This window comes from Mesorhizobium sp. M0802 (genome assembly GCF_040320115.1).
Taxonomy (GTDB): Bacteria; Pseudomonadota; Alphaproteobacteria; order Rhizobiales; family Rhizobiaceae; genus Mesorhizobium.
Genome location: NZ_JAMYOY010000002.1, coordinates 295,591 through 309,756 on the forward strand (window position 1 = coordinate 295,591; position 14,166 = coordinate 309,756).

At 62.7% G+C, this 14,166-nt stretch carries 14 protein-coding genes and 1 other RNA gene; 4 read left to right on the forward strand and 11 right to left on the reverse strand.

All coding sequences use genetic code 11. From position 1 onward, the window contains the following. Positions 1 to 9 precede the first annotated feature (9 nt). From nikC to ffs, 9 genes are all read right to left on the reverse strand, one after another. Complete coding sequence (nikC, locus tag NKI10_RS04665) at positions 10 to 930, reverse strand: nickel transporter permease (protein ID WP_023682024.1); 921 nt, start codon at positions 928 to 930, stop codon at positions 10 to 12. Continuing rightward, entirely contained in the window at positions 927 to 1,994 is a 1,068-nt protein-coding gene (locus NKI10_RS04670) for an ABC transporter permease (RefSeq protein WP_023669524.1), read from the reverse strand. Before NKI10_RS04670 ends, nikC begins: the two co-directional genes overlap by 4 nt. Positions 1,995 to 2,013: 19 nt before the next feature. After that, complete coding sequence (locus tag NKI10_RS04675) at positions 2,014 to 3,657, reverse strand: ABC transporter substrate-binding protein (RefSeq protein ID WP_352858892.1); 1,644 nt, start codon at positions 3,655 to 3,657, stop codon at positions 2,014 to 2,016. A gap of 265 nt (positions 3,658 to 3,922) precedes the next feature. Further along, the gene (locus NKI10_RS04680) at positions 3,923 to 5,200 is read right to left on the reverse strand and encodes a lytic murein transglycosylase (protein WP_352858894.1); all 1,278 of its coding nucleotides are present in this window, start codon (positions 5,198 to 5,200) and stop codon (positions 3,923 to 3,925) included. Between the two features lie 175 nt (positions 5,201 to 5,375). After that, positions 5,376 to 5,981 carry a recombination mediator RecR gene (gene recR, locus NKI10_RS04685; protein WP_023669521.1) on the reverse strand — a complete coding sequence of 202 codons (606 nt, stop codon included), beginning with the start codon at positions 5,979 to 5,981 and terminating at the stop codon, positions 5,376 to 5,378. Between the two features lie 97 nt (positions 5,982 to 6,078). Continuing rightward, positions 6,079 to 7,047: a cell wall hydrolase gene (locus tag NKI10_RS04690; RefSeq protein WP_023736155.1), complete on the reverse strand. Its 969-nt coding sequence runs from the start codon at positions 7,045 to 7,047 to the stop codon at positions 6,079 to 6,081. 218 nt (positions 7,048 to 7,265) lie between these two features. Next, entirely contained in the window at positions 7,266 to 7,589 is a 324-nt protein-coding gene (locus tag NKI10_RS04695) for a YbaB/EbfC family nucleoid-associated protein (protein WP_023669519.1), read from the reverse strand. Between the two features lie 31 nt (positions 7,590 to 7,620). Further along, positions 7,621 to 9,432: a DNA polymerase III subunit gamma/tau gene (locus tag NKI10_RS04700; RefSeq protein WP_023703500.1), complete on the reverse strand. Its 1,812-nt coding sequence runs from the start codon at positions 9,430 to 9,432 to the stop codon at positions 7,621 to 7,623. A gap of 204 nt (positions 9,433 to 9,636) precedes the next feature. Continuing rightward, positions 9,637 to 9,733, reverse strand: an RNA gene (ffs, locus tag NKI10_RS04705) — signal recognition particle sRNA small type. 157 nt (positions 9,734 to 9,890) lie between these two features. Between ffs and NKI10_RS04710 the strand changes: the two genes are divergently transcribed. The 3 genes from NKI10_RS04710 (at position 9,891) to NKI10_RS04720 (ending at position 11,668) form a co-directional block, all read left to right on the forward strand. Beyond that, positions 9,891 to 10,310: an HIT domain-containing protein gene (locus tag NKI10_RS04710; protein WP_023669517.1), complete on the forward strand. Its 420-nt coding sequence runs from the start codon at positions 9,891 to 9,893 to the stop codon at positions 10,308 to 10,310. 35 nt (positions 10,311 to 10,345) lie between these two features. Beyond that, positions 10,346 to 11,287: an NAD(+) diphosphatase gene (gene nudC, locus NKI10_RS04715; protein ID WP_023751922.1), complete on the forward strand. Its 942-nt coding sequence runs from the start codon at positions 10,346 to 10,348 to the stop codon at positions 11,285 to 11,287. Between the two features lie 75 nt (positions 11,288 to 11,362). Beyond that, positions 11,363 to 11,668: a Dabb family protein gene (locus tag NKI10_RS04720; RefSeq protein WP_023669515.1), complete on the forward strand. Its 306-nt coding sequence runs from the start codon at positions 11,363 to 11,365 to the stop codon at positions 11,666 to 11,668. A gap of 7 nt (positions 11,669 to 11,675) precedes the next feature. On the opposite strand, the gene NKI10_RS04725 is transcribed toward NKI10_RS04720, so the two are convergent. Together NKI10_RS04725 and NKI10_RS04730 are read right to left on the reverse strand one after the other, a co-directional pair. Further along, positions 11,676 to 12,539, reverse strand: coding sequence for a prephenate dehydratase (locus NKI10_RS04725; protein WP_023682034.1), 864 nt, complete (start codon positions 12,537 to 12,539; stop codon positions 11,676 to 11,678). Positions 12,540 to 12,562: 23 nt separating this feature from the next. Further along, complete coding sequence (locus NKI10_RS04730) at positions 12,563 to 13,288, reverse strand: 3-deoxy-manno-octulosonate cytidylyltransferase (RefSeq protein ID WP_023669513.1); 726 nt, start codon at positions 13,286 to 13,288, stop codon at positions 12,563 to 12,565. Between the two features lie 193 nt (positions 13,289 to 13,481). Between NKI10_RS04730 and NKI10_RS04735 the strand changes: the two genes are divergently transcribed. Further along, a complete protein-coding gene (locus NKI10_RS04735; protein WP_023669512.1) occupies positions 13,482 to 14,147 on the forward strand; it encodes a c-type cytochrome in 666 nt (221 codons plus the stop codon). Positions 14,148 to 14,166 lie beyond the last annotated feature (19 nt).

Here is a 14,166-nt window from a genome sequence, read left to right on the forward strand (position 1 = left end):
GGTCACCACTCATTGGTCGCCACTCCGGGGATCGAGCGCATCGCGCAGGCCGTCGCCAAGCAGGTTGAAGCCGAGGCTGACGATGAGGATGGCGAAGCCCGGCGCGCCGGCCACCCACCATTGGTCGAGCACGAAGCGGCGGCCGGACGCGATCATGGTGCCCCATTCCGGCAGCGGCGGCTGGGCGCCCAGGCCGAGGAAGCCGAGGCCGGCGGCGGTGAGGATGATGCCGGCCATATCGAGCGTCACCCGGATGATCAGCGAAGAGATGCAGAGCGGCATGATGTGGCGCAGCACGATGCGGAACGGAGAGGCGCCCATCAATTGCACCGCCTTGATGTAATCCGAATTGCGCACGGTCATCGTCTCGGCCCGCGCAATTCGCGCGTAAGGCGGCCACGAGGTGATGGCGATGGCCAGCACCGCGTTTTCGATCCCGGGACCAAGGGCGGCGACAAAGGCCAGTGCCAGGATCAGCTTGGGAAAGGCGAGGAAGATGTCGGTAATGCGCATCAGAATGGCATCGGTCCAGCCGCCGGCATAGCCGGCGACGGTGCCGACCAAAAGGCCGATGGGGGCTGCGATGACGGCGACGAGAATGACGACATAGAGCGTCCAGCGCGAGCCGAAAAGAATGCGCGAATAGATATCGCGGCCGAGATCGTCGGTGCCGAACCAATGCGCCGCACTCGGCGCCAAAAGCCGGGCATTCTTGAGATCGCCGATGGTCGGCGAATAGGGCGCCAGCACATCGGCAAAGGCGGCGACCAGTAGCAGCGCGATGATGATGAGCAGGCCGAGAAACGCCAGCCGGTTGGCGGAAAAGCGCCGCCAGGCGACATAGGCGCGGCCGAGCCGTGCCTGCATGCGCGAGGCAGGCCGATCGCTGAGCAGCCAATCGCGGCGCGTTTGGATTGCTTCGGCGCTCATCCTGTCTTCGTCCTCGGATCGAGCACCTTGTAGAGAACATCGGACAGGAGATTGATGCCGATGAACACCGAACCGATGACGATGGTGCCGCCGAGCACGGCGTTCATGTCGGCGTTCTGCAGCGAATTGGTGATGTAGAGGCCGATGCCGGGCCAGGAGAACACCGTCTCTGTCAGCACCGAACCTTCGAGCAGCCCGGCATAGGACAGCGCGATCACCGTGACCATCGGCACCGCGGCGTTGCGCAGCGCATGGCCCCAGATGATTCGCGTTTCAGACAGGCCCTTGGCGCGCGCGGCGACGATGTATTCCTGCGACAGCTCATTCAGCATGAATGAGCGCGTCATTCGGCTGATATAGGCGAGCGAGAAATAGCCCAGCAGCCCTGCCGGCAGGATGATGTGGCGGTAAGCGTCGTAGAAGACATCCCACTGGCCCTGCAGCGCGGCGTCGAGCAGGTAGAAGCCGGTGATCGGTGTGAATGTGTACTCGTAGACGATGTCGAGGCGGCCGGGAAAAGCCACCCATTGGAGCTTGGCGTAGAACAGGACAAGCCCCAAAAGCCCGATCCAGAAGATAGGCACGGAATAGCCAATCAGGCCGACAATGCGAACGATCTGGTCGATGAGACTGCCGCGTTTTACCGCTGCCAGCACGCCGAGCGGCACGCCGATCAACGAGCCTATCAGAGTGCCCAAAGTCGCCAGTTCGATCGTTGCCGGAAAGGCACGGCGGATGTCGGTCATCACAGGATTGGTGGTCAGCACAGAGGTGCCGAAATCGCCGTTCAGCGCATGCTTGAGATAGATATAGAATTGCTCGATCAACGGCAGGTCGAGCCCCATCTCGCGGCGGGTGCGCTCGACGACATTGGCCGGTGCGCGGTCGCCGAGCACCGCCAGCACCGGATCAATCGGGATGACGCGGCCGATGAAAAAGGTCACCGCGAGGAGGCCGAGATAGGTGGTGACGGCGATGACCAGGAAGCGGCCGATGGCCAATAAAATAGCGACGGCGCGGGCGCTTCCCTGCCCCGCCGTCGCCTGGTTTTCAATCGCGCTCATCAGGGCGCGTCCGCCGGCGCTATTCCTTGGAGACCGGGCCGACGAAGTTGGTGTCGAAGCTCGGACCGAGGGCAAAGCCTTTCAGGTTTTTGCGCAGGCCTGCCACTTCCAACTGCTGGTGGATGATGACGAAGGGGCTGGTGTCGAGGATCGTCTTTTCAAGGCTCTTGTACATATCGGCGCGCTTGCCGGCATCCTTCTCCAGCAAGGCTGCTTCGGTCTGCTTTGTCAGGTCCGGGATGTCCCAGGCATTGCGCCAGGCCAGCGTCTTGGTCTTGCCTTCATCCGAATTGTCCGGGTTTGAGGCAAAGGTCTGGGCGTTGGAGTTCGGATCGAAATAGTCCTGGCCCCACTGGCCGATATAGATGTCATGATTGCGGGCGCGGTATTTGGTCAGCGTCTGCTTGCCGTCGCCGGGGATAATTTCCAGCTTGATGCCGGCCTGGCCAAGCGTCTGCTGGATCGATTCCGCCATGCCGGTGGTCGGCTGTCCCGTGCGTACATCCATGGTTACGCTGAAGCCGTCGGCCAGGCCGGCCTTGGTCAGCAGTTCTTTGGCCTTGGCGACGTCGAACTTGAACGGATTTTCGTCCAGTTCGCCCAGCACGCCCTTGGGCAGGAAGGTCTGGTGAATCTCGCCAATGCCCTTGAGGATGGTCGTGCTCAGCGCATCGTAGTCCACCAGATATTTGAACGCCTGGCGAACCTCGGGCTTGGCGAGGTTCGGATTCTTCTGGTTGAGACTGATGTAAAAGACCGTGCCCTTCGGCGCGCTGGTCGTGGTGAGATCGGCATTCTTGGCGATGGCGTCGAGATCGTTCGGCTCGAGGTTGCGGGCAACGTCGATGTCGCCTGCTTCGAGCGCCAGGCGCTGTGCCGAGCTTTCCTTCATGTTGCGGTAGATGACGCGGGCGAGCTTGGCCTTCTCGCCATTGTAATTGTCGTTGCGCTCCAGCACGACGACCTCATTGGCCCGCCATTCGCGCAGCTTGTAGGCGCCGGAGCCGGCATAACCGGTCTTCAGGAAGGCGTTGCCGAAATCGTTGTCCCATTTGTAGTCGGCACTCGGCGTCACCGCGGCGACATGTTCCTTGACCAGCTTTGCGTCGACGACCGAAGCGACCGTTGCCGACAGGCAGTTTAACACGAAGCTCGGCGCATAGGCCTTGTCGACGGTGAACTGGAAGGTGGTGTCGTCGACGGCCTTGGCCTTGTCGGCAACATTGTCGCCGCTGATGCCGAACTGGTTGATGATGAATGCCGGCGGCTTATCCAGCTTGATGGCGCGCTCGAAGGAATAGGCGACATCGGCGGCCGTCAGTGGATTGCCCGAAGCGAACTTTAGGCCGGGCTTGAGCTTGAACGTATAGACCAGGCCGTCGTCGGAGACGGTCCAGCTCTCGGCAAGGTCGCCCTTGACCTTGGAGGTGTCGCTGAGGTCGAGGCGGACCAGCAGATCATAGGTGTTGCCGGTGACTTCGGCGGTCGACAGTTCGAACGCCTCGCCCGGATCCATGGAGATGATGTCGTCGATGGCAAAACCTTCGACCAGCGTGTCGGCGGGGGTCGCGGCAAAGGCCGGCGCGACGCCAATGAGCAGAGCGGACATGGCAGCACCTGCGAGCCAGACGCGCGAACGTAGAGCAAACTTTTCCATCATCATGATTATTGTTCCCTGTTTTGTTGATTGTTGACCCCGAGTTCCCGGCTCAGGCTGCAGTAATCTTTTTCGCGGCCGGAGGACGACCGTTAGACCCCATACCGTGTTGATTTTTTTCCAGTTGGTCAACACCCTATCCGGCAGCCCTCCAACCGGCAACGGGCATTTTTGCGAGCCGGCATACTGGACCGGAATATGCTGTGCGCGTCGAAGCATGGGCGAGCCAATTGCAGCCGCCGATGGGGGAAAAATCTGGCTCTTTTCGGTGTTACTTGATGGCAGCAACCAGATCGGCGTCGGGGAAGCAGGTGGCGGGGCGGCCGTTCTTTTCCTGCCAGGAGCCGATCGAGCGGCGGGTCTTGAAGCCGGGCAGACCATCGGCGCTGCCGACATCGTAGCCCTTGGCCTCCAGCGCCCGTTGCAGCGCGGCGATGTCGGAACGATGCAGGCCGCCGACCGCACCCCAGATGCCGACGAAATCAGCATCGCCATGGGCGATGCGGTCAGCGCCATGGCCGATGAACAGGGCGTACAGGTCGCTGGTGTTGTACTGTTTCAGCACGTAGAAATTGGGCGTGGCGATGAAGGCCGGACCGCTGCGTCCGGCCGGCATCAAAAGGAACCCTTCCGCCTTCAGTTCGTTGGCCGGAAAGGCTTTGCCGCCGACGCGGCTGATTCCCATCGCCGCCCAGGCTGAGATCTTCTTGCCCTGGTCGGGACCTTCGAGCGAGCAGGAAACGCTTTCCGGCACCGTCACCTCGAAACCCCAGCCACGCCCCTTCACCCAGCCATAGTGGACGAGATAGTTGGCGATCGAGGCCAGCACGTCCGGCGTCGAATTCCAGATGTCCGGGTGCCCATCACCGTCGTAGTCGACGGCGTGCTTCAGGAACGAGGTCGGCATGAATTGCGGCTGGCCGAGCGCGCCGGCCCAGGACGATTTCATGGCGCCGATCGGCGCCAACCCATGCTCGACGATCTCGAGCGCCGCCAGCACCTCGGTGCGGAAGAAGTCCTTCCTGGTCGACATGAACGCCTTGGTGCCGAGAACCTCGAAGGCGTCGTAGGGCATTTTCGCCGCGCCGAAGCCGGTCTCGCGGCCCCAGATCGCCAACAGTATCTCGCCCGGGACACCGTAGCGCTTTTCGATCGCAACCAGCGTCCTGGCGTTGGCCGCCTCGCGCGTGCGCCCACCTGACGTGACGGCGCGCACCGTCTTTTCGGCGAAATAGGCGCCGGGCGAACCGAACTCCGCCTGATGCTGCTTCTGCGGCGTGTTGGGCTTTTCGCCGGGCAGAACGAGGTCGGGCAGTTTGAGGTTCGGCTTCACGCCGTCGAAAGCGGCGTCGAAGGTGGATTTGGAGATGCCTTTGGTCTGGGCTTCCGGCCAGAGATCGGTTTGCAGCCAGGCGCGGAACTGGTCGTCGATTTTGGCCGCGGAGGCGGGGGCTACAAAAAGCAGGGCAACAAGGGATGCGAGGAGCGCAACGAGCGCCAATCCGAAAGATCCGCGTTCTGTCGCGCCCCCCTCTGTCCTGCCGGACATCTCCCCCTCAAGGGGGGAGATTGGCTGTCGCTTCGGTTTTCGCCAACCACCAGCGTTGAAAGAAGAATGCCGCCCGAGAAGCTGCTGATCTCCCCCCTTGAGGGGGAGATGTCCGGCAGGACAGAGGGGGGCCCGAAGGAATGCTGTCATCTCCGGAGCATCCCCGCCAATTGCGTCAAAACGCCGTCCGCGATCGCAACGCGGCTGCCAGCGTACCCTCATCCAGATAATCAAGCTCGCCGCCAACCGGCACGCCATGGGCAAGTCGTGTCACCTTGACCTCGAAGCCCGACAACTGGTCGGTGAGATAATGCGCCGTCGTCTGGCCCTCGACGGTGGCGTTGACGGCGAGGATCACCTCCTTCACCTCGCCGCCGGCGACGCGGTCGACCAGCGAGCGGACATTGAGCTGGTCGGGGCCGATGCCGTCGAGCGGCGACAGCGTGCCGCCGAGCACGTGGTAGCGCACATTCATGGCCGCCGCCCGCTCCAGCGCCCAGAGGTCGGAGACATCCTCGACGACGATCAGCGTCGAGGCATCGCGGCGCGGATCGGTGCAGATCATGCAAGGGTCGGAGGTATCGACATTGCCGCAGGTCGTGCAGATGCGCACCTTGTCGGCGGCTTCAGCCATGGCGGCGGCGAGCGGCGACAAAAGCTGCTCCTTCTTCTTGATGAGGTGCAGTGCCGCACGCCTGGCCGAACGCGGCCCTAGTCCCGGGACCTTGGCCAGGAGCTGGATCAGGCGTTCGATCTCGGGACCGGCGATTCGCTTCGACATCGCACTGATCTAGGATTTTTCCGCGCGCTTTGAAACATGCCGCATACGCACCGAGCCCGCCATGCTACCATGGCGGGCTCGGAAACTGTTTTAGGCGTCAGTAGGCTGAGAGCGGCCGGGTTTGATCGACGATCATTGCGCCGATAGCGTCGGTGTTCTCAGGCGTCGACTGGAAGCCCATCGACGCTTCCTGCGTCGCCGATGGAACCGAGGTGATGTAGCGGGCGTTCAGCGTGCCGCCGAAACGCGAGGCATCCGGCTCGGCCATCGGCTCCTGCATCGCCACCTCCGTCTGCTTGGCGGCGACGCGGGCGCTCTTGGCGGGCGCCGCGGAAGCCGTCACATAGGTCTGCTCGGCCGGGGCACGTGTCGCCTTGGCTGCGCGAACCGCCGCGGCCTGCTTGGCAGGATCTGGACGGACAATGGTCTTCACCACCGGCTCGGCGTAGGCAACCTGCACCGGCGCTTCAGGCACAGGCGCGCGCGGCGTCCCCGAGGCAACCATGGTCGTGGATTCATCCGGCAGCGGCTGCCAGTTGCGGCCGCGCTTCTCGTAGAAGGCGTTGCCGCCGGCAACCATGGTGTAATGCATGTTCTTGTAGGGGAACCTCAGGCCGGCGGTGTGGAAGTACATCGTGTTCTTCAGCTTGGCCTTGCGCTCGCCCTTGAGCACCGCATCGGCGGCCTCCTCGACATCGGGCATCGCTTTCGAATTCATCGCCCGCGTCATCACGCCGGGCGCGAACTGGCCCGGTTCGCCAACCACTTGGCAAATGGTGCTGCCATGATTGCCGGAGCGCAGCCGGTTCATCACCACCGTGCCGACGGCGATCATGCCGTCACGGCTCGAGCGGTTGGACTCGAAGAACATCGCCCGCTCCAGGCATTCCTTCTCCTTCGGCGTGTTGCGGTAGGCGCGCGTCGAAAGGAAACTGGGCGTGATGGCGTCGGTCAGGCTGGCGACCGACAGGCCGTGCGAAGACGTGGTCTGGCTGCAACCGGCCAGGAACATAGGGGAGAAGATGATGCCGAGCAGAAGCGGCGTCTTCCATCGCGTCGCGATCAACAAAAATGCCTCATTGTCCAGATGCCAGCCCGCCCCGAGATGTGGCAAGAATGAGACTCTTAAAGGCAAAAAGATGGCTAAAGGATTAGCTTTCGTGCAGCATAGGTAAAACTTTATAAATGCCCGGATATGTCCGCGTGAGCAAAGCCGGAGAAAGTCTTAACAACAGCCCCCGCAGCCGATTTCCCTTCATAATCAATTAACTGGTTGGAGCCGGCTCAGAACGGCAATTTCATTCCGGGCGGGATCGGCAAGCCTGCCGTCAGCGCCTTGGTCTTCTCCTGCATAATCTGCTCGACCTTATTTTTGGCGTCATTGTGAGCGGCCAGCAGCAGGTCTTCGAGAATCTCGACCTCGTCCTCCTTGAACAGCGACGGATCGATCTTCAGCGACTTCATTTCGAACTTGCCGGTCAGCGTGACATTGACCAGCCCGCCGCCCGCCTGCCCGCTTGCTTCAATCGTCGCGATCTCGTCCTGCATGGCCTGGAACTTGGCCTGCATTTCCTTCGCCTTGCCCATCAGGCCGAGAAGATCTTTCATGGTCGGGTCCTTTGCGGATTCGTGGCTATGGTCAGGTTTCGTCGTCGTCGGACGGCGGCTCGACCGGCGCTTCGGCCTTGTCGGTGTCGACTTCCGGCGCGTCGGGAATGCGCACGTCGATGATCTTGGCGCCGGGAAAGCGCGCCAGGATGGCGGCCACCGCCGGATCGCTTTTCGCGTCGGAGAAAGCGGTCTCGCGCCTGGTCGATTCCATCTCGGCCAGCGTTTGGCCGCCCTCTTCCTTCGACAATGACACCAGCCAGTTGCGGCCGGTCCAGGCCCGCAGCTTCGTCGTCAAGTCGTTGAGCAGCATCTTGGGCGCATCGGCGGTCAGGCCGACGTCGATACGGCCGGGCTCGATGCGCACCAGGCGAATACAGCTCTTGACCAGCACCTTGAAGGCGATGTCACGCTGCGCGTCGGCAAGAGCGACAATATCGGCCAGCGATTTCAGCGGCGGCGATTGCGGCTCGACGACCGGCTGCGGAGGCGCGACAAAGGCGACCGGGGGCGCGTCGACCAATCGCATGGTTTGCGCACCGGCTGGCCCGGACGGCATCCGGGTCTGCGCTACCGCGCTGGCGCCGCCGCCATTGCCGGCATTTACCGGCGCACCATTCGGGCGTGAAACACCACCGGACGCCGGAGCGCCGCTCTCTAGAGATTTCAGCGCCTCGTCCAGCGTCGGCAGGTCGGCGGCATGCGCCAGCCGGATCAGCACCATCTCGCCGGCGCTGACCGGTCGGTTGGATGACTGCACCTCGGGAATGCCTTTCAAGAGCATCTGCCAGGTTCGCGACAGAACCTTGACCGACAGCGTGCTGGCGAAGTCGGCGCCGCGGCGGCGCTCATCCTCGGACAGGGAAGCGTCGTCGGCAGCCGTCGGCACGAAGCGCAGCCGGGTGACGAGGTGGTTGAATTCGGCCAGATCGGTCAGCACGGCAGTCGGATCGGCGCCGGTGTCGTACTGGTTGCGGAATTCGGCAAGGGCGGCCGCCACATCGCCTTTCATGACATGTTCGAACAGGTCGACGATGCGGGCGCGGTCGGCGAGACCCAGCATGGCGCGCACCGCTTCGGCGCTGACGGCGCCGCCGCCATGGGCGATTGCCTGGTCGAGGATGGAGAGCGAATCGCGGGCCGAGCCTTCGGCGGCGCGCGCGATCATCGCCAGCGCGTCGTCGTCGACCGATATGCCTTCCTTGCCGGCAATCGAGGAGAGGTGCGCGACCAGTGCGCCGGCATCGATGCGTCTCAGGTCGAAACGCTGGCAGCGCGACAGCACGGTGATCGGCACCTTGCGGATTTCGGTGGTGGCAAAGATGAATTTGACGTGCGGCGGCGGTTCTTCCAGCGTCTTCAACAGGCCGTTGAAGGCCTGGGTGGAGAGCATGTGCACTTCGTCGATGATGTAGACTTTGTAGCGCGCCGACACCGGGGCATAGCGCACGCGCTCGATAATGTCCCTGATGTCGTCGATGCCGGTATGCGACGCGGCGTCCATCTCGATGACGTCGACATGGCGGCCTTCCATGATCGCCTGGCAGTGCTCGCCCAGGAAGGCGAGGTCGACCGAGGGATGGTCGACCGTCGGCGTCTTGTAGTTGAGCGCCCGTGCCAGGATGCGCGCCGTCGTGGTCTTACCGACGCCGCGCACGCCGGTCAGCATCCAGGCCTGGGCGATGCGGCCTGTGGAGAAAGCGTTGGTCAAAGTGCGGACCATCGGCTCCTGGCCGATCAGTTCGGAGAAATTCGACGGACGATATTTGCGCGCCAGCACGCGATAGGCGACGGCCTTTTGCTTCTCCAGGTTTTCGGGGTCCGAATTTCCGGCTTCGCTCATTCGCCCGTAAAGCTCCAAAAGGCCGCGTCTCAGCGTAGCCGATTCCTGCTAGATCGTTTCACCGTTTTCTGAAACGGCAAACCGCTCTACCCTTTGCTTTAACGCAATTCCGGACGGGAAACCGCTCACACTTTCCCTGGAATTGCTCCAATAGTCTCGCCCGCGCTGCAATGCGTCGTCAATGTCGCGAGAGGGGCCGATGAGGTGGGAGGCTGGAACAATGACCCGTTCCGGGCTCGTTAGGGCTGCTTCCTTCCGGACCTGACCCGGTTGGCGAGTGGATCGTCCACCACCAACCTCCCGCGTTCCATATCGGCAATTCAGCGATCAAATGCAAGGGTGCATTGAGAATCGGATGCCCGTGAACTCCGCCGCTCAATGAATCGCTTGCAGCCCCCGTGCAGCCGCTCTAGCGTGATGAGTTTGGGAATAATGCGAGAAGCGCAAGGGAAACGCCAATGCTACCGGGCCTCAAGGCCGGATTCACGCTCGACTCCAGGCTGGAGGCGGATAGCGAGCAGCTGATGTGGCTCGGCCTGTGCGAGCTCAGGGTGATGAACGATAGCCGCTGGCCATGGCTGGTCCTGGTGCCGCAGCGGCCGGGGGCCGAAGAAATCCACGACATGACGCCGCTCGACCAGGCGATGTTGACCTTCGAAACCAACATGGTGGCGCAGGCGCTGAAAAGAACCACGAGCTGCACCAAGATCAACACCGGCGCGCTCGGCAACATCGTTCGGCAATTGCATGTCCACGTCATCGCCCGCTCGGAAGGCGATCCGGGCTGGCCGGGGCCGGTGTGGGGGCACGGCATGCGCGAGCCCTATGAGCGTTCAGGCATCCGCCAGTTTGCGCAACAGATCAAGGCGGCGCTATAAGCCGCCTGTGTCCATCCCTAGACGTTCGAGCTTCCATGACCCTTCGCCTTTTTGACGCGCCCTTGCGCGAACCGAGCCAGTTCGTCGGCTTCGCCGGAAACACGATTGATCGGCAATCCGAGAACCGCGCCGACGATTCCGTCGAAAGGGCGTTGGCCGATCCCTCGGCACGTCTTCTGCCGATGCATGGCGGACGGCTGTATCTGAAATTGCACGATGGCAGCTTCGACCCTTGGTTCGATCTGGCTGAGAGCCAGAAGCTGCAGCCATCACTCGCACAAGGCGTGCTGCTTGGCTTTGCCGAGAGCGGCCCGGTACTTGCCGTGCCGGTCGGCCTCGATCCCGAACAGCTGCCGGAGACCATGAAGGCGATCGATTATCGCTCGGTCTATATGCAGGGGCTGATCGACGAGGCGGCAGCGGGCGCGCTGGCGCAAGGCGCCGCCCTGCTTGCCTGGCATGCCACCCATCGCTTCTGCAGCAAATGCGGCCATGAATCGCAAATGCGGGCCGGCGGCTACAAGCGCCATTGCCCAAATTGCGGCACCGAGCACTTTCCACGCACCGATCCGGTGGCGATTATGCTGACGGCGACGCGGGAAAAATGCCTGCTCGGCCGCGGCCGGCATTTCGGGCCCGGCATGTACTCGGCGCTTGCCGGCTTCATCGAGCCGGGCGAGACGATCGAGGCGGCGGTGCGCCGCGAAACGCTGGAGGAAGCCGGCATCCGGCTCGGCCGCGTTGTCTACCATGCCAGCCAACCCTGGCCGTTCCCCTATTCGCTGATGATCGGCTGTTTCGGCGAACCGCTCAGTGACGACATCCAGGCCGATCTCAACGAGTTGGAAGATTGCCGCTGGTTTTTTCGCGACGAGGTGCGTTCCATGCTGGAGAGGACGCACAAGGACAATCTGGTCACGCCGCCGAAAGGCGCGATCGCGCATCATCTGATCCGCGCCTGGGTCGACAGCGAATAAGACTTGTTATTTTACGCAATTCCGGACGGAAAACCGCTTCACACTTTTCCTGGAATTGCTTAACGGGAGCAAAAAATGATCCGTCACACCGTGGTTTTCACCCTGAAGCACCCGCAGTACTCGCTGGAGGAAAAGCGGTTCCTCTCCGATGCCAAGCGCATTCTCAGCGCAATCAAGGGCGTCACCCATTTCGAGCCGCTGCGGCAAGTCAGCCCGAAGAACGACTATCACTTCGGCTTCTCGATGGAGTTCGTCGATCAGGCCGCCTACACCAGATATAACGAGCATCCCGACCACGTTGCCTTCGTGCGCGACCGCTGGATCCCGGAAGTCGAAACCTTCATGGAAATCGACTATGTGCCGCTGACCCTGCTGGTTTAGGGGAACCTTAGTCCGCGACCTTCCACTGCTCGCGCGACTCGCTGGCGGGATAGACACCCAGAATGCGCACTTCGCGCGAGAAGAAGCGCAGTTCGTCCAGCGCCAGCTTGACCAGTGGATCGTCGGGATGGCCCTCGATATCGGCGTAGAACAGCGTCGCGGTGAAGGCGCCCAACTGATAGCTCTCCAGCTTCGTCATGTTGACGCCGTTGGTGGCGAAACCGCCCATTGCCTTGTAGAGCGCAGCCGGCACGTTGCGGACACGGAACATGAAGGTCGTCATCATCTTGGTGTCGGCCGAGGGCCGTTCGGCCAATCGCTTGTCCTTGGTCAGCACGACAAAGCGGGTGACATTCGAATCCGTGTCCTCGACGTTCTTCTCGATGATGTCGAGGCCGTAGAGTTCTGCGGCTAGCGCCGGGGCGAGCGAGGCCATGGTGCGGTCCTTGAGCTCCGAGACCAGCTTCGCAGAGCCCGCCGTGTCGCCGGCGATCACCGGCTTCCAACCGTTCTTGCGGATGTATTTGCGGCACTGTCCCAGCGCATGGATATGGCTGTGCACGGTCTTGATCTCTTCGCGTTTGACGCCTGGCAGCACCATCAGCTGGAAGTGGATCGGCAGAAAATACTCGCCGACGATGTGGAGTTTCGATTCCGGCAAGAGATGATGAATGTCGGCGACGCGGCCGGCGATGGTGTTTTCGATCGGGATCATGGCGAGGTCGGCCTTGTTGGTCTCGACCGCGTTGAAGGCATCCTCGAAGGTGGGGCACGGCAACGGCTCCATCGAAGGGAACATGTTGCGGCTGGCGGTGTCGGAATTGGCGCCCGGTTCGCCTTGGAAGGCTATTCTGTTGGTCTTGTCAGGCATGCCGATATCTCAGGTTGAAGGTCTCAGGAAAGAATTTGTCGGGCGCGTTCGAGGTCTTCCGGCGTGTCGACGCCCAGCGGCAGCGATTGCACGATCTCGGCATCGATGCGCATACCGGCCTCCACCGCCCGCAACTGCTCCAGCCGCTCGCGCCGTTCGAGCGGCGAAGGTTTTAGCGCGACGAAGCGTTCGAGGGCTGAGCGCCGATAGGCGTAGAGGCCGACATGGTGATAGAGCGGCCCCTCGCCCCAGGGCGCGGTGGCGCGGGTGAAATAGAGCGCCTTCAGCCGTGTCGCCGACAACGGCGAACCGACGATCTTGACGACGTTGGGGTTGGCCTTTTCCTCGTCGCGGACGATCTCGACGCCGAGCGTGGCGATGTCGACCGCAGCGTCCTCGAACGGTTTCAGCGCCGCACCGATGATCTTGGGATCGATGGTCGGCAGGTCGCCCTGCACATTGACGATGGTTTCGACCTTGCGATCGGGGTCGAGGGCGGTCAGCGCCTCGAAGATACGGTCGGAACCGGATTCGTGGTCGGTGCGCGTCATCACCGCCTCGAAACCGTGCGCGCGCACCGCTTCGGCCACGTTGCGCGTGTCGGTTGCCACCACTACCCGGCCAAGCCCAGCCTCAGCGGCGCGGCGGGCGACATGGACGATCATCGGCGCGCCGGCTATGTCGGCCAGCGGCTTGCCCGGCAGGCGCGTCGAGGCCATGCGGGCCGGGATCAGGATGAGCGTGGACATCGAGGTTGCAAGGCGTTCGAAAGAGGATGGGGAAAGTGGCAAAAGGTCTCACTGGAAGCGCCCTTATAGGTGTTGCAACGCCCAAGCAAAAGACCTAGTTTCCGCCCGATTTGACCGGCTCGACGGGGTGGGTCACGATACCGACGGACGGAGTGGACGGAGAGGTCCGCCGGAAAAGGGAGCCCTGGGGCGTATGGATTCCAACGAAGTCAACAAACTGCTCGCCGGGTTGCTTGGAACCTGTTTCGTCGTCTTCTCGGTCGGTTTGGTGTCCGACGCCCTGTTTGCCTCGCCGGCGCCGGAAAAACCCGGCTTTGCCATCGAGGCGACGGAGCCTGCCGAAGGCGGCGCCGCCGGACCCGCAGCAGAGGCGAAGCCGATCGCCGACCTTTTGGCCACCGCCAATGTCGAGCAAGGTGCGGCCGTCTTTAAGAAATGCCAGGCCTGCCATTCCGGCGAAAAAGGCGGCCCCAACAAGGTCGGCCCGGATCTCTGGGACATCGTCGACCGCCCCGTCGCCGAGCATGAGGGCTTTGCCTATTCGGCCGGCATGAAGGAGTTTTCCAAGGGCGGCGCCGAGAAGTGGACCTATGACAATCTCAACCACTTCATCACCTCGCCGAAGAAATTCGTGAAGGGCACGGCGATGGGCTTTGCCGGCCTGCCGAAGGACGAGGACCGCGCCAACGTCATTGCCTATCTGCGCACGCTGTCGGATAGCCCGAAGCCGCTGCCGACGCCAGGTGCCGCCGCCGATGCAACGGCGCCGGCCAAGCCGGCCGAGGGTGCCGCTCCGGCCAAGCCGGCTGAAGGTGCAGCTCCCGCCCCTGCGACGCCGGCACCGGCGCCCGCCAAATAACCGAATTGTCATCTCCATG

Excerpts from the sequence above, each read along its gene's own strand:
- NKI10_RS04695 (WP_023669519.1), bottom strand. The coding sequence starts at position 7,589 with ATGAAAGATCTTCTCGGCCTGATGGGCAAGGCGAAGGAAATGCAGGCC.
- NKI10_RS04720 (WP_023669515.1), top strand. The coding sequence starts at position 11,363 with ATGATCCGTCACACCGTGGTTTTCACCCTGAAGCACCCGCAGTACTCG.
- NKI10_RS04730 (WP_023669513.1), bottom strand. The coding sequence starts at position 13,288 with ATGTCCACGCTCATCCTGATCCCGGCCCGCATGGCCTCGACGCGCCTG.
- NKI10_RS04710 (WP_023669517.1), top strand. The coding sequence starts at position 9,891 with ATGCTACCGGGCCTCAAGGCCGGATTCACGCTCGACTCCAGGCTGGAG.
- NKI10_RS04725 (WP_023682034.1), bottom strand. The coding sequence starts at position 12,539 with ATGCCTGACAAGACCAACAGAATAGCCTTCCAAGGCGAACCGGGCGCC.
- NKI10_RS04700 (WP_023703500.1), bottom strand. The coding sequence starts at position 9,432 with ATGAGCGAAGCCGGAAATTCGGACCCCGAAAACCTGGAGAAGCAAAAG.
- NKI10_RS04680 (WP_352858894.1), bottom strand. The coding sequence starts at position 5,200 with ATGTCCGGCAGGACAGAGGGGGGCGCGACAGAACGCGGATCTTTCGGA.
- NKI10_RS04735 (WP_023669512.1), top strand. The coding sequence starts at position 13,482 with ATGGATTCCAACGAAGTCAACAAACTGCTCGCCGGGTTGCTTGGAACC.
- NKI10_RS04670 (WP_023669524.1), bottom strand. The coding sequence starts at position 1,994 with ATGAGCGCGATTGAAAACCAGGCGACGGCGGGGCAGGGAAGCGCCCGC.
- NKI10_RS04675 (WP_352858892.1), bottom strand. The coding sequence starts at position 3,657 with ATGATGATGGAAAAGTTTGCTCTACGTTCGCGCGTCTGGCTCGCAGGT.
- recR (WP_023669521.1), bottom strand. The coding sequence starts at position 5,981 with ATGTCGAAGCGAATCGCCGGTCCCGAGATCGAACGCCTGATCCAGCTC.
- nikC (WP_023682024.1), bottom strand. The coding sequence starts at position 930 with ATGAGCGCCGAAGCAATCCAAACGCGCCGCGATTGGCTGCTCAGCGAT.
- nudC (WP_023751922.1), top strand. The coding sequence starts at position 10,346 with ATGACCCTTCGCCTTTTTGACGCGCCCTTGCGCGAACCGAGCCAGTTC.